Source organism: Microbulbifer maximicatervae (SeqCode) (assembly GCF_056231245.1).
On sequence record NZ_CP174334.1, the window covers coordinates 2,282,363 to 2,304,407 of the forward strand.

A 22,045-nucleotide genomic window follows, 5' to 3' on the forward strand; every position below is an offset into this window, starting at 1 on the left:
CGCCCAGTGCCTATCAGTATTTAGAAGTTGGCAACTTGGGGCGGCGCCTTGCTGGCCTTATCGGCCAGGCCGATAAAGTCCGCCATTATATAGCCCGCTTCATTCAAAATTGGATCTTTTTCCAACTTGATCTCTACAGGACCACCAATGTTAGCCACCTCTTCAGATTCGCTTTCTTCGTATGCCTCAAAGTTCTCGTAGGGTTCAAGGCCTTTAGCTTTGCGGCGACGGTTTTCCATATCCAGCAATCGCTGATTAACGGACTTGCGCTCATTCTCTCTAGTTGATTCGTTGAGAGAGACATACTTCTTGTCAGCCCGCTCGGCGTCGAACTTGAACTGATCGCGCAGGAAAACAAAATCTGGATCTGTTTCCGTGCGCTTGTTGTGCTTGGTAATCAAGTTCGGGATCAGCATCTTCAAGTTGAAATACTTCGCATGAGGCACAGCGTGGATACGGTCCCAGGGCAGGGCAGTATCGTACGCACTCTCACCCACATTTTCGGCATCAATCAACTGTGGCATATCGATGTCCGGCTTCACACCCGCATGCTGTGTGCTGTCTCCGGAAACCCGGTAGAACTTGGACTGGGTAATTTTCAACTGGCCTTCCTTCAGGGGAGCCATAGTTTGCACAGTACCCTTACCAAATGATTGGTTGCCTACTACCAGGCCGCGGTTGTAATCCTGGATTGCACCGGCAAAAATCTCGGATGCAGAGGCCGACAAGCGATTAATCAATACCATCAGCGGCCCGCGGTACATGGCTCGGGAGCGCGAGCGGTTATGGCGGGAAATCTGCTCATTGGCGTGGCGGATCTGCACAACAGGGCCCTGATCAATAAACAGGTCTGTGAGCATGGTGGCTTCTTGCAGTGAACCACCGCCATTGTTGCGAAGATCCAGAATAATACCGTCAACCTTTTCCTCTTTAAGCTCACTCAGCAGACGGGCAACGTCTCGCGTGGTGCTCTTATAGTTGGGGTCGCGGCGGCGATAGGCATCGAAGTCGATATAGAAGGTCGGCAGGTTAATCACTCCGATCTTGTAACTCTTACTGCCGTCAGAGAATTCAAACACTGCCTTCTTGGCCGCCTGATCTTCAAGCTTAACTTTGCTGCGCTTGATCAAGATAGTCTTGTGAGTACCGTCGCCACCAGTGGGGATGGTCTCCAGGCGAACATAGGTACCGGCCTTGCCGCGAATCAAGTCGACAACATCATCCAGGCGCCAGCCCACTACATCGACCATTTCGCCTTCTTTATCCTGGCCAACACCCACGATTTTATCGTTGGGCTTGATCTTGCCGGTGCGGTCGGCTGGACCACCGTGTACCAGGCGAGCAACTTTGGTGTACTCCTCGTCTGCCTGCAGCACAGCACCGATACCCTCCAAGGAGAGGGACATGCTCATATTGAAGTTTTCCAATGAGCGCGGTGACAGGTAATTGCTGTGCGGATCGTAGAGACGAGTCAACGAATTCATATAGAGTTCAAAAACGTCGTCGCTCTTCTGCTGCTCGAGGCGCTTCTTTTGGCCTTTGTAACGGCGCACAAGAAGGTCCTGGATTTCCTCATCGGTCTTACCGGTAAGGCGAAGATTCAGGATGCTGCTCTTTAAGCGCTTACGCCAAAGCTCATCTGCAGCGCTGATCGAGTTGGGCCACTGGCTTTCCTCCCGATCCAGCTCAAGGGTCTCTTCCCGAGAAAAGTCATAGGCGGGCAGGCCTTTCTCTAGTTGGGACAGGATGTTATCTAGCCGGTCGCCCATACGCAGGCGGAAACGGTTATAGATACTGAACCCAGCGGTGACATCACCAGCGCGAAGCTGGTCATCCATCTCTGCTTCCCACGCGCGGAATTCGTCGATATCAGAGGCGAGGAAGTAACTTTTAGTGGGGTCGAGTGCATCGATATACTCGTTCCACAAGTTCTCGGACATTTCGTCGCCGATTTTGATTTTGTTGTAGTGCAGCATTTCAAGCTTGCTGACTATCTCTTGTGCAGTACCACCTTGCCCCTCTTCGGGGGCTATTCGCTCTGGCTCTGCCAGAACGCTTGTGGAAAGAAGGCCAATGACCAAGAAGCCGGAAAAGTAAGCGGCGATCCGATTGGTAAGCATAGGGAGTCTCTTTATACGTCCTACTTCATAGGCGTCCGGCCCTTATGGCTCGGCGACCTATAGCTTAGGACAAGTATAAAGGCTGAAAGCTCCAAAGGGCATGAAATACCTCTAATCAGAGATGGATCTTTTTCTTTAACACTGTATTTAGCAAAATAGCTTTCCTATTGAGTGTGAAATTGAGGCATTTTTTCTCGTTTTGAAGGCTTGAGTATGTATGGTCATCATAACTATTGTGTAACTGCAACTGTAAAAAAGCGTTAAAAACAAGAACTTTGACTAATAGGTCAGCACCACTTTGATGACTTTGAAGGCTTTTAGGGTCATGAAGTTGCACCAGTTACCACTTTATTAATTCGAGTGAGCGCTCCTCGGCTGGAAGTGTTGCTCCAATAATCAATGTGACCGCAAAAATGGTGTTTTGATTTCGGAGCAATAGGCGAATATCGGGCGAGTGCCAGTATCTGCGAATCGTGTTTTTACCACTTGGTCCAAACAGTGGTAACATGGCCAGTAGATTTGTTTGAGGTGAGGTGCTTATGCCGTGGGAGAAAAGTTTCGATGTCGATAGCGCAGTCGATAAAGCGACGGAAGCTTTTTGGAAGAAAGGCTTTGAAGCGACTTCTCTGGCCGACCTGCTCAAAGCTACTGGGCTGACTAAAGGGAGCTTTTATAATGCCTTTGGCAGTAAGAAGCAGCTTTTTACCCTGAGTTTACTCAAGTATGAGAGAGAGCAGCGGCGCGACGTAATGGCCCGGCTTGAGTCGTTGGAAGATCCTATCGGCGCTATCAGTCAGCTTTTCGACTCCCTAATTGAACAAAGCCTTGCAGATCCGGAAAAGAAGGGCTGCTTTTTGGTTAATACCGCACTCGATATGCCTAACCTGGATAGCGATATTGGGGATTCTGTAAAAAAGGGCTTGCGGGATACTGAGTCATTTTTTGCAAGGCAGGTTCGCCTGGGGATAGAGAAAGGTGTGATATCTGATCGAGTAGACCCGGAAGTCTGCGCCAATAGTTTACTGACTCTTTTAGTCGGCTTGCGAGTGTTGGCACGTGGAGTTTTTAATAAGGAAAGCCTCTCCAGAATTAAGGTACAGGCATTAGACTTGCTGCGTTGACTTGTTCTTTCTTCTGGCGTTGAAAGCTCTTCGTAGGGCCTTGGCGCCGTCCTCTCGGTTGCCTGGGCTGCACTGTGATTTCCCTCTCCTGACCTCCATTGATCCTTCCTGTCAATTTTGCATTGGATAGGGCTTCATATTTTTTCTGTTCATTCTCAGTAGGCATTAATGCATAGCAAATAGTTATATAAATCATATTTACCGATCGGTACAAACTCATTAGCATTGTTTGTAGCAATCGGTACATACAGTTTACAGGGGTGTCTCCCCTTATTTTTTAACCAGGTTTGGACCGATCGCTACAAACAAGTGAAACTATCTAGTTAGGAAATATGATGGCTACTTTCAAGACTCACACGATTGAATCCGCTCCTGTTGCTGCTCAGCCTCTTCTTGCAGGCGCGAAGAAATCGATGGGCTTTGTGCCCAATCTATTCGCAACTATGTCAGAGGCCCCCGCATTACTTGAGGGTTATACGACCTTGGCGGGAATTTTCGATAAAACCAATCTTTCCGAGACAGAGCGCCAAATCATCTTAATGACAAACAACCGCCTGAACGGGTGCCGTTACTGTATGGCTGCTCACACATCCATTTCCCAAATGGCCGGTGTTGAAACGGAAATTATTGAAGCATTGCGTAGTAACACACCGATTGCAGATGAAAAGCTTGAGGCATTACGTACATTTTCTGCGGTAGTGAATGAAAGCCGTGGCTGGCCGACGGAGGAACAAGTTAGCGCTTTCCTTGCTGCTGGCTACACGCAGCAGAGCGTACTGGAAGTGGTTCTAGGTACCGCTTTAAAAGTCATGTCGAATTATACAAATCACATTGCCGAGACCGTCCTGGATAGTGCCTTTGCAGTTAATGAGTGGACTCCCGAAGGAGAGGCAGTGGCCTGATTTCTGCCCTGGGCTTGATTGGCCATCCAGCCCTCACTGAGGAGACTTGGGGTGGCCATCAACAATTCGTAGCGGAGCCCGCAACTGTGTTGCGAATTGAAATTTGAATTTATTCGACTTAAGTAACTGAGGTATACGAAATGACTCTTCAAGCTAGCAATATCACTGCATTAATCACAGGGGCAAATCGGGGATCGGCAAGGCCATTACAGAGGGACTGTTGGATGCGGGCGCGGTCAAAGTGTATACCGCTGTTCGCGATCTAGCCTCGGTACGGCAGCTCGTCCAAAAATATGGCGAAAGGGTCGTCCCCATTGAATTTGATCTTTCACGTGAAGAAACCATTCAAAGCGCTGTAAAGGTTGCCGGTGATGTTAATTTGGTTGTCTCAAATGCGGGCGTAGTGAAGCTATCGACCCCCTTGGACGATGATGCTGTGGAAAGCTTCAAGTATCAAATGGAGGGCAATGTTTACCCACTAATAAACCTGGCCAAAGCGTTTGGCCCTGTTTTGAAATCTAATGGTGGGGGTGTCTTTGTCCAAATGAACTCACTGGCATCCATCAAAAATTTTCTCCCATTTACCGGTTACTCCGGCTCAAAGGCGGCTGCCTTTGCAGTAACTCAGGGTTTGAGGGAAGTCTGGGCGGAGCAGGGGACTCAAGTTATCAGTGTTATTGCTGGTCCAATCAAGACGGATATGGCCGACTCCGCAGGCATGGGAGAGGGCGCCCCTCCAGCGAGCATCGTGTTCGATGGCATTATGAAGGCACTAACAACGGGTGAATTTTTTGTTTATCCAGATGAGATGGCTCAAGAGGTCGCAAAAATTTACACTCCCTTTGCCAAGAGCGTACTTGAGATCGAAAGCTAACTTAGAACCCAAGAGAGGATCGGGCAATGTTACTAGATACACCAGTATGTGATTTCGGATGGAAAGCCCCAGACTTTACCTTGAAAGACCCTGACGGCAAGAGCTTTCGAATGTCGGACCATCTGGGAAGCAAGGGGCTGTTGATTGCATTTATCTGCAATCACTGCCCCTATGTTCAGGCGATTGCAAATCGTTTAGCTGAGGATGTGCGAGAACTACAAGGGCTGGGAATTAATGTTCTGGCCGTTATGTCAAACGATTATCGCGATTACCAGATTGACAGTCCTCCTTATATGGCGAAGTTTGCCCGAGACCATGGGTTTACTTTCCCCTATTTGGTTGATGAAGATCAGTCCGTAGGGAGAGCTTACCAGGCGGTATGTACACCAGACTTCTTCGGGCTGAATAAGGATGGAGAGCTCCAATATCGAGGCCGAATCGATGATGCGGGAATGGGAATCCCGGCAGGCCGAACCAGGGAGCTTGTCAATGCAATGAAGTTGATCGCAGAGACTGAGGCAGGGCCGGAAAAGCAGCTGCCAAGTATGGGGTGCTCTATTAAATGGAGTGGTAACTATAACTGATATGGGTTGCTAGCTGACGGGAATGCTCTGGCGAACATAAAGCACACAAAGATATAAGAAGATACATTAATATAATGAGTTAACCTATTGATTATAAAGAATTAATGAAGAATTAATGTAGTTTGTTAAGTGGCGGGTGCCAGAAGTGTGACACCCGCTTTCTTATTTACTCAGTAAGCTGGCGGGTCATGATGATGTGGTCAATGTTGTAACCATGCTTCGTAACTGCCAGGTCTAGTAGATAGTCTGTAATAGCTTCATCCAGCTGGGGAGTGCGGCTTAACAGGTAGAGGCTGGAGCGGTCTGGATCACCAACGAGTGACCACTGATAGCCAGGATCTAGCTCTAGTATCCAGTAGTCGCCGGCAGCTTTACCCTCAAAGAAGGTGATAGCGAGTTTACTGTTGGTCTCATCAATGGGGACTCCAGTGCCCTGAACACTGATCGGGAACCCATATTTTGGGTGTAAGATTCGACAAAAATTGAAAACGCTGATAGATCCATCATCATTGAGGCCGTAGTCCGCTGTTACTGCAGTACAAGCCGGCTGGAAAATTTGCGGTAGCCGGGCAATCTCATACCACTTGCCGAGATACTGATTCACATCGACATAGGGAACCGTTTCCAGTTCATCATCTGCCAGAACGGCCTGGGTACTGAGTGCAAACAGTACAATTCCTATACCTCTCAATAAGCTCTTCATTTCCTTGCTCCTTGTGTTCGCAGTTTTTTAGGCCGCCAGCTTCATAGCTAAGCGACAATCTCTTTACGGGGATATAACTGGAACGGATTAACCAAGTTCTGTGTTTAATCTGAATTTCAAAAAAGTGTCACCTAGGTGAATGAGCTGAGGTCCTAGAAGTTGACAGAAGGCCAGCCTTTGCTAAGTGGTGATAGATAGGGTTTGTTTGAGGCTGACCATGGCTAAAACGGTAGATGTAGACGTCCTGGTATTAGGGGGCGGAATTCAAGCGATTTCATTGTTGCGAGAGCTATCAACAGATTTTTCTGTGCTGGCAATAGACCAGGGGTTAGACGATGCCGAGTCGTTACACTTTCATGGCTATTTCTCCTCAGGCTGGAATGCGGCACACCCAAGTGCGGCAAAGGCTTACTTAAAGGCCGCACAGTTTTGGCGCACACAACTGGAGAGCGATGGTGTTGATAGCCACATAACAGATTTCTATGCCGCGCTTCCCCGAGAATTTTTAGATATTGTCGAGCCCAACTGGATTGCGGCGGGTATTCCAGTGGAAGAGGTGCCGATACCAGCTCCACTGGTAACAACTAGCTTGCCATCGCATCAGTGCTTTCGATTTGCTGATGACCTTATGTTTGACGGCGCTGAAGCCTATCGTCGTTTTAGTGCTCCTGTTAGCGAGAAGTTGGTGAAAGGGAGTATCCGAAAATTCGACAAAGATAGTGGTGGCGTGACTGAGGTCTCTGCCGATATCGGTGGTAGTTCCCACCAAATAAAACCCCAGTTGGTTCTCTCAGCATGTGGGGCGGGCAATGCAGCAATACTCGAAAGTCTTGGAGTGCCAGCTCAAGGAGTGCGGGATAGCCAAGTTGTTCAGCCCCTACATATGTTGCTGGCTAAGGGTGCTAATACCCCTCCAATCTCAGCCTTCCTGATGGACATGGTAGTGGCATATCACCCGCTGGAAAGTGGAGAGGGACTTTGGATACTCACCCTCAATCCAGAGCACCCCAGGTTTCGCTCTGGTGTGGTTGACATGAGGGTGGCCCCGCCCATAGAGAGGGCGTTAATCCGGGATACCCTGGATAGATTGGCAAATTGTATGACCGGGTTTGAGGATTGGGCAGCCGGCTGTCATTGGGGTGTTTACGCAGGTTGGAAAACTGACGCTCCAGGGCCGGATGGGGATGCTCTTGTGCAGTTAAACTATCCGCGTCCATACCATATCCACAGCTTTGATATAGCCAATTTCTTGGCGGTTTGGCCGAATCACTGGGGTCTCGCCGTGGAAGCTGCAAAGGAGGCCGGGAAATGGGTTCGCTCAAAAGCTAAGCCTCGGCATCCTCAATCTGAAGCGATAGGTAGCTTGCTGTCGCAGTCAGTTGGTCATCAAACTATTTGTAATAAATGGCAAAGCGATGAATTGGAGTGGCACTCTTGGGCTGAGTTTGTCCAGAAAATGGGCCTGCCAATCAGGTGATTTGCTTAGTATTTCAGCGTCGAGCCATCAGTCTATGAGTCCAATAAGGCGATATTAACAACGTATTTCGCTTGCAAAGACATTTTTTTTCTGTATCTTAAATTGAAATGTAACCGGTTACATTCTGTTTCAAACGGTGGAGTGCTACGAAAACCGAGATCTGGAAACAGCGTGTCCGCTTACAAAACACGGAAATAAAAATAAATAGGCTGTTTATTCAGCTGGTTCTTTGAGTGGCCCGAGGGGATGGGGTTTGGTTAAAAAAATAAGAATGGGCATGGTTGGTGGTGGAGAGGGTGCTTTTATTGGTGCAATCCATCGGATGGCAGCAGCTCTCGACGGTGAGATAGAGCTAGTCGCCGGCTGCTTTAGTGGCGATTCCGAACGCAGTCGTAAAACTGGTGAAAAGCTGGGGCTACACCCGGACCGGATTTACCAAAGCTATCAACAGATGTTCCAAGAGGAATCCCGTCGCAGCGCTGATGATCGAGTTGAATTTGTATCTGTAGTAACTCCCAACCATCTCCATTTACCCGTTTCTATTGCTGCGTTGCGGGCGGGATTCCATGTCCTCTCCGACAAGCCAGCCGCCTCCACTTTGGAAGAAACACTTGAGCTTAAAAAGGAAGTGGAGCAAAGCGGGCATCTTTATGGTTTGACCCACACTTATGCTGCTTACCCTCTGGTTATGCAAGCGAGAGCAATCCTGGGCAGGAGAGAGTTGGGGTCTATTCGGCGAGTTACCGTTGCCTATCCGCAGGGGTGGCTGGCACTAGCCGGTGATTCCACGGGAAGTAAGCAGGCGAGTTGGCGAACAGATCCTGCACGTTCGGGAGAAAGTGGCTGCTTTGCGGATATAGGCACCCATGCTCATCATCTGGTGGAGTTTTTTACTGGCCAGCATATCTCTGAAGTCTGCGCAGACGTGCAGGCGGTAGTTGATGAAAGAGCATTGGATGATGACGGTGCAGCGCTATTTAAATTAGATCAGGGCGCTCGAGGAACACTTACAGCCAGTCAAGTCTGTGGAGGAGAGGGGAACAACCTGAATATCGGCGTTTACTGTGAAGACGGTTCGCTGTTTTGGGAGCAGGAAGCCCCAAACCAATTGCAAGTAAAGCGCAGGGGGCAGCCTGTGGCGATTTGGAAAGCCGGTGCGGATTGTGAGTATCTGGATGGAGGCGTCAGGTCTTTCTGCCGGACACCTCAAGGGCACCCGGAGGGCTATATAGAGGCCTTCGCCAATATCTATCGCGATTTTGCTGGTCAAGTCCGAGGCCGCCGCGAGGGGGTAGTTTCAAAGAACAGTCCTGCCGTTGGCAACATTGATGCAGGTGTTCGCGCAATGGCATTTGTGCGCGGTGTGCTGGAGAGCAGTCGCGCAAAATCCTCATGGGTTTCCCTGGCGCCTTATTGGAAGTGAGTGGCTAGGTCTAACCTCACAGAATTTAGGTATCTCTGGCAGGGTGGGCGTCCGGCAGCTAGTACGGCACAGGGAGGTGCCGGTGTCGGCCTGCGGCCAGTTACCTTTTGAAGAGTTTTCTCAAAAGGTGCAAACCAATCGCTTGGAAAGGGTTGGTTACAGAATTAATAAGTACAGCAGTAAAAAGGATAACAATAAATGAAGGCACCCAGAATTCAGGGGCCCGGAATTTTTCTCGCCCAGTTTCTCCCATCGAGCGAACAGCCAGCTTCGCTTGAATCTATGGCTCGTTGGGCATCAGACCTGGGGTACAAAGCCATCCAGGTTCCCACTTGGGACAAGCGGATTTTCGACCTTGAGCTGGCCAGTAAAAGCCAAGCTTACTGTGATGATGTACTGGGAATCTGTGAGGAGGTTGGGGTACAGATTTCTGAATTGTCTACGCATTTGCAGGGGCAGTTGGTCGCAGCTCACCCAGCCTATAAGGAAATGCTGGATATTTTTTCTCCAGAGGCAGTACGCGGAAACTTGCAAGCCCGTGCAGAGTGGGCGAGCAATCAGTTAGTTCTTGCAGCTCGGGCCAGTGCCAACCTGAAGCTCAAATCTCATGCAACTTTCTCCGGCGCTTTACTCTGGCACACTTTTTATCCATGGCCCCAGCGCCCAGCGATGTTGGTTGAAGAAGGTTTTCGCGAACTGGCCCGTTTGTGGCGTCCGATATTGGATGCGTTTGACAGCGCGGGGGTCGATGTCTGCTATGAGCTGCACCCCGGTGAAGACCTGCATGATGGCTTGACCTTCGAGCGGTTTCTTTACGAGGTGGAAGATCACCCTAGAGCCAACATCTTGTATGACCCAAGCCATTTGCTTTTGCAGCAAATGGATTACCTGGCCTTTATCGATATCTATCACGAGCGAATCAAGGCTTTCCATGTGAAAGATGCGGAGTTTCACCCGAGTGGAAGGGCTGGAGTATACGGCGGTTACGCCCCCTGGATTGACCGCCCCGGTCGCTTTCGCTCCCTGGGGGATGGTCAGGTAGATTTTCGTGGGATTTTTAGCCGACTGACCCAGTACGGTTACGATCGCTGGGCGGTATTGGAATGGGAGTGTTGCATTAAGGATCAACAGCAGGGGGCCAGCGAGGGTGCACCATTTATTCGAGAGCACCTGATAACCGTGGCTGACAAAGCTTTTGATGATTTTGCCGGTGCTGAAACAGATCGCGCTCGCAATCGTAGGATTTTAGGGCTGGACTAATTTTTGCCAATCCCAGTGAACAACGAATAACAATAAATCATGCGGAGACTGGATAGATGAGTACACAGACAAAGGCTTTGCACAGGAACGTCTTCCTGGTAGGAAATCTGTCAATCTTTATGATTGGTCTTGGGTTTGCTGTGAGGGCTTCGATCGCCGGCAACTTACAGTCGGACATTTATGATCATATTGATCTTGCCAACTCCACCGCAATGGTTGGAGAAGCGCTTGGATTTACCTTTACAGGGTTTGCCCTAACCCTGCTATTTGGCAGCGCATTGGTAGACTTGGTCGGTATCAAACGGATGTTAATGCTCTCATCAATAGGCTACGTGTTGGGCAGTCTGCTTATTATTGCAGCATCCTTAGTAACCCCCGGGGAGGGCGTTGAGAACTTGGTTCTTGCGGGGCTGTTACTTACCGGTTTGGGCTGGGGGGCCGTGGAGGCTGCCAGTAACCCAATGGTTGCAGCGGTTGACCCTGAAAATAAAACTCAGCGGCTAAATGTACTACATGCCTGGTGGCCTGCCGGGATTGTGGTGGGCGGATTACTAGGGTTAGCCATTTCTGCGTTTGAACTTCCCTGGCAGTTGAACCTGATTGTTTTGGCCCTACCGGCTGTGGTCATGGCGTGGCTTGTGTCCAGAACGGAATTCCCGGTAACTGAACGGGTTTCCTCTGGCATCAGTTATGGCGAGATGTTTAAAGAAGTTTTCAGGCAGCCGATGTTTATCGTGCTATGGATCTGTATGTGGCTAACCGCTGCAACAGAGCTGGCTCCAGGGCAGTGGGTTGACCTGACGCTCTCTCGAGTAGTCGGTATGAAGGGCATTCTCATTCTGGTTTATGTCAGCATGTTGATGTTTGTAATGCGCCACTTTGCCGGACGGCTGGCCAAAAAACTCTCTCCCATTGGACTCTTGTGGCTCAGTAGTTTACTTGCAGCTGTTGGCCTCTATTGCTTAGGAATGGCGAGAACCCCGGTAACTGCATTCTTAGCGGCAACAGTTTGGGGCATCGGCGTCTGCTATATGTGGCCTACCATGCTCGCTACGGTATCCGAGCGTTTTGTGCGCGGTGGCGCACTGTTTTTGGGGCTGCTGGGGTTTGCTGGGGGAATGTCTATTCAGTTCGTACTGCCGAGACTTGGAGAAATTTTCGACAACGCCAAGATTGAGGCTGCCGGTGGTTTGGAAGCCTTTGAAAAGTTAACGGGCGATGAACTGGATGCTGTGTTGGCAGCTGCCTCTATCGAATCATTCCAGTCATTGGCCGTGGTTCCCCTTATCTTGCTGCCGATTTTTGCGTTTATCTGGTTTTGGGATCGCAGGCAGGCAGCGAGCAAAGTGCAAGGTGTCACTGTAGTAGGCAACCAGTAGGCGTTTTCCATTTGTGCGAAAATAGTCGACTACTAACAACAAAGTAACGGAAAAGTATGTCAAACATTCGCGAAGTTGCACGTCGCTCCGGTGTTTCCGTCGCGACCGTGTCCAGAGCCCTGAAAGACCCGCAAATGGTTTCTCCGCGGACCAGGGAGCGGGTGCTGAAAGCGGTGGAAGAGGCCGGCTATCGGCCCAACATGTTGGCGAGAAACTTTAGTTCCGGTAAGTCATTTGCGGTGATGGTTCTGGTCCCAAATATCGCCAATCCATTTTTTTCCAAAGTTATCCGAGGGATAGAAAAGGCAGCTCAAGACCAGGGTTACTCCGTATTGCTGGGAGATACCAAGGGAGAACCAGCTCATGAGCAGTTCTATGCGGGAATGGCGCTGACGAATCAGGCAGATGGGCTTATTCAACTGGATAGCCGCTATCCATTTGCAGAGAAAGATGCAGCTTTAGCAGCGTCGATTCCAATGGTAAATGCGTGTGAGCGCATTGCTGAAGACGACCGCTATCCGGTTGTTGAACTGGATAATTCCGGCGCGGCGCAAGCCATGGCTCGCCATTTGATAGAGCTGGGTCACCGCCGGATCGGCATAGTGACAGGCCCGCTTAATAGTCCGATTGTGCGTGATCGCCTGGCCGGTTTTGAGGAGGAGATGCAACGGCACGGTCTCGAGTTGAATTCTGACCTGGTTGTAAACGGAGAATTCACTATGCCGTCTGGTGCGGAGGGTGCAAAAAAACTGCTCTCTTTAGCCTCTGCGCCTACCGCCATTTTTTGTATGAATGATGAAATGGCTATTGGCGCTGTTCATCAAGCGAAGGAAATGGGTTTGCAGGTGCCTGCGGATGTGTCGGTGGCGGGCTTCGATAATATTGAGTTTTCGCAATTTACGGACCCGCCCCTGACAACAATTGACCAGCCCGCAGAGAAGCTGGGCAGATATGCGATGGAAACCTTGCGCCGCATTATTGACGGAAAACCGTTAAAAGCGAGTCGAACTATTTTGCCCTTTGATTTAGTGGCAAGGGGAAGTACTGCCCGCTATCAGGATTAATAAAGTACGGATGTAAAACCATCTCGGCGAACTGATTAGATAAACACCAATTCATGTGGAGATAACAACGATGAAAAAATTCACTGAGACAAAATTTTGCACGTCTTTACTGGCCTCTGCAGCACTACTAGTCACACTAGGGGGTTGTGAAAGGATGCCGGAAAAGTCCGGTATACAAGCGGATAAGGACTGGAGGCATTTATTCGACGGTAAAACGTTGCAGGGTTGGACCGGTGCCAATGGCTCTCATGTAGGAGAGGCTTGGCAGGTCGTTGATGGCAACCTGGTGCTCACTGCTGGTGGAGCGGGGGATATCGTCACTGCAGAGAAGTTTTCTGATTTTGAGCTGGAACTGGAATGGAAGATATCTGAAGGCGGCAACAGCGGCATTATTTATCGGGTAGCTGGTGGCAATGCACCAGTCTGGATGTCAGGTATGGAATACCAAGTACTTGATAACAGTGCTTTTCCCGAACTGGAAAAACTGAGCCACAGCGCGGGATCAGTCTTCGACTTGTATGCACCCAGCGAAGATGAGGTAAAGCCGGCGGGAGAATTCAATAAAACGCGTATTCGAGTGGAGAATGGCCGGGTTGAACATTGGCTGAATGGAAGCATGATTGTCAGTTATGAACTTTGGTCTGAAGATTGGGATACACGTCTTGCCAACAGTAAGTTTTCCTCTTACCCCGATTTTGCCCGTAGTGAGAGTGGCTTTATTGCTTTACAAGACCACGGCGACAAAGTGTGGTACCGCAATATCAGAATTCGGGAGCTGTAAATCATGGGTATTTCAGGCGTGGGTATTTGGCAGGTACTTATTGTTCTTGTGTTAGCGGTTCTACTATTTGGTAGTGGCAAGATCCGCCGTCTGGGAGAAGACCTTGGAGGAGCGATTAGTGGTTTCCGCCGCTCATTGCATCAAAGCGATAAGGATGGCACTAGAGAAGATTCCCCAGGTAACTTGTCTGGCAATCTACTCCAAGCTGGGGAGCGGGAATGAAGCGTAGAGCTTTGCTACAGGTTGGTGCCGGCTTGGCTGCAGCTGCTTTTACCGCCCCCTTGTTTGGCAATAGTGGGCGAATCATTACCAATACCCCGGGTGGCCCTGTGAAAATTTCCCTGGCCCAATGGTCCCTGCATCGGCAATTGCGAAGTGGCGCTCTCAAGGTATTGGATTTCCCTATTAAGGCAAGAAAGGCATTTGCAATTGACGCGGTAGAGTATGTCAATCAGTTTTTTGCCGATAAGGCCAGGGATCAGAATTTTCTTTCAGCGTTGAAATCGCGTGCAATAGATCACGGGGTTAAAAGCCTTTTGATTATGGTTGATGCAGAAGGTGATCTTGGCAACCCAAATGCTAGCGAAAGACAACAAGCGGTAGAAAATCATTTCCAGTGGGTTGAAGCGGCTAAATATTTGGGTTGCCACTCTATCAGGGTAAATGCTGGCGGACAGGGCAGTAGCAGGGAGGTCAGCTCTGCTTGTAGAGATGGGCTGCGAGCTCTCTCAGAGTTTGCCTTGGATTTCGACATCAATATTGTGGTGGAGAACCACGGTGGCTATTCCTCAAGCGGACTTTGGTTATCCCAGTTATTACAGTCAGTGGATATGCCGAACTGTGGAAGCTTGCCAGACTTTGGAAACTTTGGTGACTACGACCGCTACTTGGGAGTAGAGCAGTTGATGCCCTTTGCCTGCGGAATCAGTGCAAAGAGCTTTTCATTTGATAAGCAGGGAAATGAGACCAATACGGATTTTGCCCGGATGCTGCGGATAATTCAAAAGGCGGGTTACAAGGGGCATATTGGGATTGAGTATGAAGGCGCCGGCGATGAAGACTGGGGGATCAAAGCAACGAAAGAGCTTTTGCTGCGCTTGTCGCGACAGGGTGAGCTATATGGCGAGTAAATAATAATTATTTGGTTAAAAATGTAACCGGTTACTCTCATTTTTTGATCAAAGTATTTAGGGGTTTCTAGGTTCGTTAAAAATGTTTATAAAAATTAATCTTTTTGGTTAAAAAAACATAAGTTAGACATTAGATGTAACGGATAAGTAAAAATTTTTGGCAAAAAATGTAACCGGTTACAGATTTATCTTATACATTATTTAAAATTAAACGAGTAAAACAAAAATAATTGATGAAGTAGGAGAGAGGCGATGCCGAATGATGACTTCGAGAAGAAAGAGTATGACGCACTGATTGTTGGGTCTGGTGCTGGCGGCGGTATGGCTGCCTATGTACTAGCCACTGCAGGGCTAAAGGTTCTACTGCTGGAGGCGGGGAGATCCTATGACCCGGTTAAGGAAACCCCAATGTTTAACCTCCCAAAAGATGCGCCTTTGCGTGGGGGGAGCACACCGGAAAAGCCGTTCGGTTTCTATGATGCAACGGTTGACGGAGGTTGGCAGGTACCCGGCGAACCCTACACTCAGGGCTCCAGAGAAAGAGGCCGCCGTTTTGACTGGTGGCGTGCTCGTATGCTGGGTGGCCGTACGAACCATTGGGGACGGATTTCCCTGCGAATGGGTGAGTATGATTTTAAACCCTACTCAAGGGATGGGCTCGGTTTTGATTGGCCGATCAGTTACAACGATCTCGCTCCCTACTACGATAAAACCGAGATGCTCATTGGTGTTTATGGCACTAACGAGGGGTTAGAAAACACTCCTGACTCCTCCGAAGGAGTGCTGCTGCCACCCCCGAAGCCCCGTGCCTATGAACTTCTGGCCAAAAAAGCGTGCGATAGGCTGGGGATCCCTGTAATTCCCTCTCACCTGGCTATTCTCAGTGAGCGTCTGGATCACGAAAATATTCCGCAGAAATTATTCCCAAACAATAAATTGGCTCAGGACGTCACCCGGGAATCAATGAAATCTCGCGCAGCCTGTTTTTGGGCCACGCCCTGTGGGCGCGGTTGCTCAATTAAGGCGAATTTCCAGTCCACGACTGTACTACTGCCACCGGCATTAGCGACGGGCAACCTGGATATCATTACTGATGCCATGGTGCGTGAAGTTACCATTGATAAAAAAGGTAAGGCAAACGGGGTTATTTATATTGATAAAGATACCCGTCAGGAAAGATTTGCCAGTGCCCGCGCTGTGGTTGTTGCAGCCAGTGCAGCTGAAACTTCGCGCATTCTCCTTAATTCCAAAAGCACTTTATTCCCCGATGGTATCGCCAATGGCAGCGGTGCCGTAGGGAAATACCTGATGGATACAGTGGGAGCTGGTATCGGCGGGCAGATTCCCGCTTTGGAAAGTATGCCTGCCCACAACGAGGACGGCGCATCGGCGATGCACATGTATATGCCCTGGTGGTTGTACAAGGAACAATTACGTGGTGACTTGGATTTTGCCCGTGGTTACCATATTGAATTCGGCGGTGGTCGCAGTATGCCGGGCGCAGGTGCTTTCGGCGGTATGGGTGATTTTACCAGTGGCGCTTATGGCAAAGACTTGAAAGAAGCCTGCCGGCGTTACTACGGCTCCTTTGTGTGGTTTGACGGTCGCGGGGAAATGATTCCCAATGAGGACAGCTACTGTGAAATTGATAAGGACCAGGTAGACCAATGGGGCATCCCGGTGTTGAAGTTCCATTGGAAATGGAGTGACCAGGAATTGAACCAGGCCGCTCACATGCACAAAACCTTTGCTGAAATCATTGAAGGCATGGGCGGTAAGGTCACCTCTACCGTGCAAACCGACGGTGCCAAGGCAATTATCAACGGCGGTGCGATTATTCACGAAGTCGGCACCGCGCGCATGGGCTCAAATCCGAATGATTCCGTGCTCAATCCTTACTGCCAGTCCTGGGAAGTACCGAATCTCTTCCTTACTGACGGCGCACCCTTTGTCTCCAATGCTGATAAGAATCCAACCCTGACCATTATGGCGCTGGCCTGGCGCACCTGCGACTACATCGTGGACCAGTTCAAGAAGAGGAATATCTGATATGAGCGAGGAAAAAACCAATCTGGGTCGGCGCAACGCCCTGCGTTTGATTGCTACCACCGCTGCTGCAGTTCCAGTCATTGGCTGTTCTGAGAAAGTAGCGCAAAAAGTTGTAGTGAAAGAGGAGGTGCCAGCGGCTGAACCGGTAGTAAAGAACCTGGACGCCCCGAAGCAGACTCTTGCCAGGGGCACGCCGACAGATCCGGATCTCCTTAATCCCGTTGTGCCTTGGGAGATGCAGCTTGAAATGGGTGAGTTAGCGGTATTGGCAGCACTTTGCGACGTCATTATTCCCGCAGATGAAACTTCTCCGAGTGCCTCTTCAGTAGGGGCCCATCACTACATCAACGAATATGTCAGCGCCCCATATTCCAATAATAAAGCAGATCTTGTCACGATTCGGGGAGGGGTTGTTTGGCTGGAGGGTGAGTCCAAGCGCAGATTTGGAGGTTCCTTTGTCGATCTGAATGAACCTCAAAAAGTAGCCATCTGTGAGGATATCAAGTGGACTCGCACGGCGAAGCCTGAGTTCCAGGCTGGTGCTCGTTTCTTTGCCAAAGTTCGAGTTCTCGTGTCCACCGCTTTCTATACCACCGAGGAAGGTATGGCGGATATTGGTTATGTGGGTAACCGACCAATGGCGAGTTTCCCTGGAGCACCCCCTGAAGTTCTCAAGCGACTTGGCTTGGATAGCTAAAAACGCTTTTTGCTTTAGCGCTATACGCACATATAAAAATATCGAGACAGAACTGGATCGATAAGAGTAGGGCATATTCCGGTGGCCCGGCAAATGATATGCCGGGCTTTTAGGGTGAACGGAAAGCTAGAAAAAAATAATAAAAGAGAAATTTGAGCAATGAGAGAAATACCCTTAAATACAAATCGCCAGCTAGATCTATTGCGGACGTCCGTAAGTGTTCTAGTGTTGTGCAGTGTTGTCGGTATGGCAAATGCCCAGAGCACCAGTGAATCTGATACAGAGAGTCTGGTGCTGGAGGAGGTAGAGGTATTGGGTATTCGCCGGAGCATGGAGAAAAATCTCGATGTAAAGCGTTTTTCCAATGCGGTGGTAGACTCAATCACCGCTGAAAATATGGGTAAATTCCCCGATAAGAATGTTGCAGACTCTTTGCAGAGGGTTCCGGGAGTATCCATCGTTCGAAGCGGCGGCGAGGGTGCCGAGGTAAGTATCCGAGGAACTGCACCTGAGCTCACTTTTACCCAGCTAAACGGAAACTATATAGCCACTCCCGGCGATGATCCATCCCGATCATTTTCCTACGCATTGCTACCTTCAGCGATGATCTCCCGAGCGGATGTGTATAAAAGTCCAGAAGCAAAACTGGATGAAGGCGGGATAGGTGGTACTGTAATTTTACACACCCGCAAGCCACTGGACCTGGATTCCGGGGAGGGCATGTTATCCATTGAGAGTACTTATGCTGATGTTACTGGGGAGTACGAACCTCAGTACACCGGTTTTTACTCATGGAAAAATGATCAGGAAACCTTTGGCGTATTGTTTGGATACTCAAAGCAGGATCGTCAGAACCGGGTAATTAGCACCTCGGTAGAAAACTGGGGTTGGCAGGGAGATGAGTCCCCCCAGACTGGCGTAGAGGCCAGGGGGCCGATGGTGGATATCGACGGTAATGAATACCGGGATTTCTATGCGCCGCGAGCCGTTGTCGGTAGTGTATTGGAAGAGGAACGGACCCGGGATGGCATGCAGCTAAGTGCCCAATGGCGTCCGGTAGAACAGCTGGAATTTGGTGTAAATTATTTCCGCTTTGAGCTGGGCGGCAACTCAGAGAATTATCGTATCGTATTTCCTGAGTGGAACTACGGGGATGCAATAGCGCCGGGCAGTCTCAAGTTTGATGAAGATGGTGATACTCTTCTTGGCATTGGTATGCTCGATCGGGGCCAGGCAGAGTTACAGTCTCCACAGGTAGCTGGTGACTACACTCGAGCGGAATATATTTCGGATACGCTGGATTTCAATATCAGTTACGAGGGAGATGGATATAGTGCTCGGTTGGTAGTCGGTAATACCAGTGCAGAGGGCGGCCCCTCTGAGAAATTGTTTGCATCAGTCAATTCCCGTTATGGCACTGCAACCGATTGGAGCTGGGATCTCAGCAGTGGTACTGCTGAAATTGATACCAGTGCAGATCTGGGAGATCCCAACACTTATCCTTTATATGACTGGTTCTCATCCCATTGGACCAGCAGCGAGGACGAGGAGAGTTACTACCAGCTGGACGTTTCCATCGATATGGATTATGCCTGGCTTACCTCCCTGGATGTTGGGGTTAAGTACCGGGACCATGAGATAAACCGCCGCATCACCAAACAATCCTGGGATGATGATAATCCTCCCTGTCCAACGATTAACTGGGGTGATGTTGATGGAGCTTGTTACCCCTGGTGGCCAAGTGATTCATTCCACACTGACCCCGATGGTGTGCCCGACACAATCGATATCCTTTCAAACGGCCCTCTCGATAATATTATCGGCGGTGTGAATGTGCCAAATTTCGCTTATCTGGAGTTTGATAAGTTAAAAGAGTTTCTATACGCAACCTATGGTGACCCTACGGTAATCGTCGAGAAAAATCAGGTTTACCGGGTTGGTGAGGAAATTACGGCTGCTTATGTACAGCAGAATTTTGCCTCGGCAGTCCTGCGCGGAAACTTTGGTATTCGAGCAGTCCAGACCAAGCAGTATGCGAGCACCTACGACAATATTGATGGGGTGTTACAGGACGAACCCAATATTCGTGACAGCAGCAATACTGATATTTTACCTAGTGCTAATATCGCTTGGGATATCTCCGATGAACTGGTTGTGCGCGCAGCTCTCGCTAGAGTCGTAGCGAGAGTGGAATACGATAACCTAGGTGGTTCTGAAGTGATCCACGCTCCTTTGCCCGGCTCAACAGTCAGTCAAGGGTATGCGGGCAACTCTGAATTGGAGCCTTATAAAGCTGATCAGTTTGATTTGGGGCTGGAGTGGTATTTCGATGATGCCTCTGCTGCAGGACTGACCTTGTTCAGAAAAGATATTGCTTCGTTTGTAATCAACGGCAGTTCTATGGTGACAAGGGATATCGATGGTGTTACCCGGGCAGTGTCTATGTCTATGCCGGTCAATGGCACTGATGCTACCGCACAAGGTGTAGAACTGTTTGTTCAGTATGCCTTTGATAATGGCTTTGGAGTCTATGCAAACTATACCTTCACAGATACGGAGCTAGCTGAGATTGACTCTGAAGGTATCAAAACCAAAACAGAAATTGCCGGCACTTCAAAGGACCAGTACAACCTATCCCTTTACTATGAAAATATCGACTTTAGCATTCGCGCTTCTTACAATTATCGCAGTGACTATGCAGACGGATTCCACAATGGCATGAACACTTTCACTGATGAATACGATCAGTTGGATGTTAATGCATCTTATCGCTTGATGGATAACCTGACGTTGACCGCCTCAATAATCAACCTTACCGAAGAGAAGGTGGATAGATATTGGGGTGAGGAAAACAGGGTCTGGGGCTCCTCATATTCAGGCCGACGAGCTTATATGGGGCTGACATATAGTTTCTAACCTCATTGCTACCCAGTCACGCGGACACAGGGACGTGTCCGCACCTTTCTGTAAATTTTTAATTTCATATCAGCGTACTCAGTTTAGGCGCAATTGAGTATTTTATTAGCTCTCATATATCAATTCGATCTAGGAAATGTGTGCATTTTATACTAGTACTCAGTTGAAGGAGTAATTTAAAGTAGTTTGAATGGAGGGATTTATCATGAAAAGGGTATATATAGAAGACGCAACACCCTATGCTCTGGGAGTTTGTGTCACAGTCTACACTACCTGTTAATAGAAGGTAGTTTTTCACAAAAAGTGAGATGGCCCTTGAAAATGAGGGACGTCTCGCTCAGGGCTAATACAGACAAATCAAGAATTTATCGATTCTGCCTTTCTAGTTTTTTTACCAGTTCTAGTAAATATGATGGTTAAGCGATGATGAAAGGCGCTGCTTTATTAGATAATTTCTTTCTCTATTTCAGTGAAAATGAAGTCATCTTGTGGGATGTTGTTCATCACGATCAGTGGGCTTTGGATAAAGAAACCCTCATAAATATTCTGGATAAATTTTATTCCGATGTGCAGACAGGAGAAACTAAGGCAGCAGATTTCCTTCAAAGTAATGGAGCCTTCATCAGTGGTGATTTAGCTCGGAAACAATGGGGTTGGGATGTACTATCCTGGTTTTACCATTATGGCACCAAGCTTTCGTTACCGCCCTCGACTGAGGGCAAAGAGGGGGCTAGTGAAGATCCCAGGGTATCTTGGGTAGGACAGTATGTTGACTACTGTAAACAGGTGCCGGAAAAGGCTAAAGGCAAGTACAATTATCCAGAAGTGGATATTCCACTGAATAGCTTTCCTACCACCAATCAGTTGGAGTCTGTGTTTGGGACCCGGTTTTCTTCACGAAAATTTGTACCGGGTACCACTTTAAAACGTGAGCTTTTGGAAAAAATACTTTTTCATTGTGTAAAATTTCGTACTTCTCCGTTTGTTGAAAAGTTTTATAAGGCCCACTCAGACAAAATAAATTATTTTGGATATTTTCGCAGCAGCCCTGCTGGCGGCGCCTTACAAGCTACAGATATATACCTGATAGTGCACTCGGTACAGGGGATTGATCCCGGTATTTACCTCTATAATCCGATTGATCATGGATTAACCAAAGTCGGCGATGCTGTTAGCCATGATAAGATCCGCCGGTTGCTTGTCGGTCAGCCCTATGCCGAGGGTGCCGCAGTTAATATTTGCTTTGTCTGCAAATTTAATCGGTTCTGGTCCAAGTATCGTCATTCCCGTATCTATCGGATGGCTTACCTTGAAGCGGGTCATTTATCTGAGAATATATTTCTCTACGCACACTCCCTAGAACAAGACGTGTTTATAGCCGGTGCTTTTTATGATGAAGAGTTTGAGAACCTATTGAAGCTGGATAAGGACAGCGCCATGGTTTTTTTTATGGCTATTGGGGAAGGAGAGCATGCCTGTTTCCCGGTAGAGTACTTGCCTTCTGACTCAACAAAATTGGCTTAATGAGTAAAAGTTAATTGTTTTGTCTGAAAAAAGAACTTTGA

The 22,045-nt window shown here is 48.8% G+C and carries 18 protein-coding genes; 16 read left to right on the plus strand and 2 right to left on the minus strand.

All coding sequences use genetic code 11. From position 1 onward, the window contains the following. Positions 1-20: 20 nt before the first annotated feature. On the minus strand, positions 21-2,120 hold the full coding sequence (locus ACJJIS_RS09910; RefSeq protein ID WP_282932735.1) for a carboxy terminal-processing peptidase: 2,100 nt from the start codon (positions 2,118-2,120) through the stop codon (positions 21-23). Between the two features lie 539 nt (positions 2,121-2,659). Here ACJJIS_RS09910 and ACJJIS_RS09915 point away from each other — a divergent pair. The 4 genes from ACJJIS_RS09915 (at position 2,660) to ACJJIS_RS09930 (ending at position 5,601) form a co-directional block, all read left to right on the plus strand. Beyond that, a complete protein-coding gene (locus ACJJIS_RS09915; protein ID WP_475710154.1) occupies positions 2,660-3,241 on the plus strand; it encodes a TetR/AcrR family transcriptional regulator in 582 nt (193 codons plus the stop codon). 335 nt (positions 3,242-3,576) lie between these two features. Next, positions 3,577-4,143 carry a carboxymuconolactone decarboxylase family protein gene (locus tag ACJJIS_RS09920; RefSeq protein WP_475710155.1) on the plus strand — a complete coding sequence of 189 codons (567 nt, stop codon included), beginning with the start codon at positions 3,577-3,579 and terminating at the stop codon, positions 4,141-4,143. A gap of 193 nt (positions 4,144-4,336) precedes the next feature. Beyond that, positions 4,337-5,017 (plus strand): SDR family oxidoreductase, encoded by a 681-nt coding sequence (locus tag ACJJIS_RS09925; protein ID WP_475710348.1) that lies wholly within the window; start codon positions 4,337-4,339, stop codon positions 5,015-5,017. Positions 5,018-5,043: 26 nt separating this feature from the next. Next, the gene (locus ACJJIS_RS09930; protein ID WP_475710156.1) at positions 5,044-5,601 is read left to right on the plus strand and encodes a thioredoxin family protein; all 558 of its coding nucleotides are present in this window, start codon (positions 5,044-5,046) and stop codon (positions 5,599-5,601) included. Positions 5,602-5,767: 166 nt separating this feature from the next. Here the strand turns inward: ACJJIS_RS09930 and ACJJIS_RS09935 are convergent, their stop codons facing one another. Then, positions 5,768-6,304, minus strand: a complete 537-nt coding sequence (locus tag ACJJIS_RS09935) for a lipocalin family protein (protein ID WP_413665728.1) — start codon at positions 6,302-6,304, stop codon at positions 5,768-5,770. Positions 6,305-6,521: 217 nt separating this feature from the next. Here ACJJIS_RS09935 and ACJJIS_RS09940 point away from each other — a divergent pair, with 217 nt between their 5' ends. From ACJJIS_RS09940 to ACJJIS_RS09995, 12 genes are all read left to right on the plus strand, one after another. Then, entirely contained in the window at positions 6,522-7,781 is a 1,260-nt protein-coding gene (locus tag ACJJIS_RS09940; protein WP_475710157.1) for an FAD-dependent oxidoreductase, read from the plus strand. Between the two features lie 253 nt (positions 7,782-8,034). After that, positions 8,035-9,204 carry a Gfo/Idh/MocA family protein gene (locus ACJJIS_RS09945; protein WP_475710158.1) on the plus strand — a complete coding sequence of 390 codons (1,170 nt, stop codon included), beginning with the start codon at positions 8,035-8,037 and terminating at the stop codon, positions 9,202-9,204. A gap of 198 nt (positions 9,205-9,402) precedes the next feature. Next, on the plus strand, positions 9,403-10,464 hold the full coding sequence (locus ACJJIS_RS09950; protein WP_444908366.1) for a sugar phosphate isomerase/epimerase family protein: 1,062 nt from the start codon (positions 9,403-9,405) through the stop codon (positions 10,462-10,464). A 56-nt stretch (positions 10,465-10,520) separates the two neighbouring features. Then, positions 10,521-11,843 carry an MFS transporter gene (locus ACJJIS_RS09955; protein WP_475710159.1) on the plus strand — a complete coding sequence of 441 codons (1,323 nt, stop codon included), beginning with the start codon at positions 10,521-10,523 and terminating at the stop codon, positions 11,841-11,843. Between the two features lie 56 nt (positions 11,844-11,899). Next, complete coding sequence (locus ACJJIS_RS09960) at positions 11,900-12,907, plus strand: LacI family DNA-binding transcriptional regulator (RefSeq protein WP_444897240.1); 1,008 nt, start codon at positions 11,900-11,902, stop codon at positions 12,905-12,907. A 70-nt stretch (positions 12,908-12,977) separates the two neighbouring features. Further along, positions 12,978-13,688 (plus strand): 3-keto-disaccharide hydrolase, encoded by a 711-nt coding sequence (locus ACJJIS_RS09965; RefSeq protein WP_475710160.1) that lies wholly within the window; start codon positions 12,978-12,980, stop codon positions 13,686-13,688. A 3-nt stretch (positions 13,689-13,691) separates the two neighbouring features. Further along, complete coding sequence (locus ACJJIS_RS09970) at positions 13,692-13,910, plus strand: twin-arginine translocase TatA/TatE family subunit (RefSeq protein ID WP_108733294.1); 219 nt, start codon at positions 13,692-13,694, stop codon at positions 13,908-13,910. Next, the gene (locus tag ACJJIS_RS09975) at positions 13,907-14,818 is read left to right on the plus strand and encodes a sugar phosphate isomerase/epimerase family protein (protein WP_475710161.1); all 912 of its coding nucleotides are present in this window, start codon (positions 13,907-13,909) and stop codon (positions 14,816-14,818) included. Before ACJJIS_RS09970 ends, ACJJIS_RS09975 begins: the two co-directional genes overlap by 4 nt. 252 nt (positions 14,819-15,070) lie before the next feature. After that, positions 15,071-16,867, plus strand: a complete 1,797-nt coding sequence (locus ACJJIS_RS09980) for a GMC oxidoreductase (protein WP_444933148.1) — start codon at positions 15,071-15,073, stop codon at positions 16,865-16,867. Between the two features lies 1 nt (position 16,868). Further along, on the plus strand, positions 16,869-17,564 hold the full coding sequence (locus tag ACJJIS_RS09985) for a gluconate 2-dehydrogenase subunit 3 family protein (protein ID WP_413665737.1): 696 nt from the start codon (positions 16,869-16,871) through the stop codon (positions 17,562-17,564). Positions 17,565-17,723: 159 nt separating this feature from the next. Then, entirely contained in the window at positions 17,724-20,480 is a 2,757-nt protein-coding gene (locus tag ACJJIS_RS09990) for a TonB-dependent receptor (RefSeq protein WP_475710162.1), read from the plus strand. A 423-nt stretch (positions 20,481-20,903) separates the two neighbouring features. After that, positions 20,904-22,004 carry a SagB/ThcOx family dehydrogenase gene (locus tag ACJJIS_RS09995; protein ID WP_444908358.1) on the plus strand — a complete coding sequence of 367 codons (1,101 nt, stop codon included), beginning with the start codon at positions 20,904-20,906 and terminating at the stop codon, positions 22,002-22,004. Positions 22,005-22,045 lie beyond the last annotated feature (41 nt).